This is a genomic window from Micromonospora sp. 4G55 (assembly GCF_016803375.1).
Window position 1 is genome coordinate 1 of record NZ_JAEVHN010000931.1, and the last position, 1,294, is coordinate 1,294.

Below are 1,294 nucleotides of genomic sequence, written 5' to 3' on the forward strand. Positions count from 1 at the left end.
CGGCGGCGGAGAGCGCCTCGGCCAGCCCGGGGTGCGCCGGCCGACCGGCGGCGTCGATCCCCACCACGGTCACGGCCGCGCCGGCGGACCGGTCCGCGGTGCGCGGTATGCCGCTCAGGCATGAATATGACTGGGAGTCATATCGGTCGCCGGTGGATTGCCGCCCTCCGCCACCACCCTGAGTGACCGGTGCACCGTTCCGCGACGGCGTGGCGGTCACGCCGCCCACCGGCCCGAGGAGGCGACGACCCGGGAGCCGGCGAAGTCGACCATGGCCACGTCGACGGTGACCGCCCGCTCGGCGAAGCGGAGCAGCACCTGCCGGACCCGGTGGCAGAGCAGGTCCCCGGCGGGACCGAGCAGGCCGGCGGCCTCCCACAGCTCGTACGCGTGCCGCCCGGTGTTCGCCGCCGTCACCGCCGCGACCAGGTCGGCGTCGCCGCCGGCCTCGGCGGTGACCGCGCCGAGCAGCGACAGGTCCACCTTGGAGCGGGTGTAGTGGGTCATCAGGATGCCGGCGGCGAGCTTGGCCAGCTTGCCGGCCATCCCGACGAAGACCACCCCGGTCATCCCGTCGCCGACGGCGGCGGTGACTGCGGCGCCGGTGAAGTCGCCGACCTCGACGAAGCACACCTCGGGCAGCTCCGGCAGCAGGTCCCGGGCGGCCCGCTCGGTGCGCCCGCCGGTGCAGAGCACCACGGTGGACTCGCCCTGCGCGGCCATCACGTGCACCGCCTGCACCACGCTGGCCCGCCAGGAGGCGGTGGAGAAGGGCCGGACGATCCCGGTGGTGCCGAGAATGGAGATGCCGCCGAGGATGCCGAGCCGCCGGTTGGTGGTCTTGCGGGCCATCACCTCGCCGCCCGGCACGCTGATCACCACCCGGACGCCGACCTCGGTGAGGTCGACCACCTCGGCGACGGCCTGGCCGATCATCCGGCGCGGCGTCTCGTTGATCGCCGGGCCGCCGACGGCGAGGCCGAGCCCCGGCTTGGTGACGGTGCCGACGCCGGGGCCGCCTGCCAGGTCCAGGCCGGGCTCGGCGCGCCAGCCGACGGTGGCGGTGAGGTGCGCGCCGTGGGTGACGTCCGGGTCGTCGCCGGCGTCCTTGACCACCACCGCCTCGGCGCGCGCCTCGGGCGCCGGGGTGAGGTCGCACCGGGCGACCGGGAAGCTGACCCGCCGGCGCCGGCAGCCCGATCTCCACCTCCGGCTGCGGCACGCCGGTGACCAGGGCGGTCACCGCGGCCTTGGCCGCCGCCGTCGCGCAGGCGCCGGTGGTCCAGCCGGTACG

2 pseudogenes are annotated in these 1,294 nt (G+C 76.1%); both read right to left on the reverse strand.

The features are described from left to right. Positions 1 to 229, reverse strand: a pseudogene (locus tag JNW89_RS36255) (hypothetical protein); the annotation flags it as partial. Then, positions 217 to 1,294: pseudogene (locus JNW89_RS36260) on the reverse strand (cobalt-precorrin-5B (C(1))-methyltransferase); the annotation flags it as partial. The pseudogenes JNW89_RS36260 and JNW89_RS36255, both read right to left, overlap by 13 nt.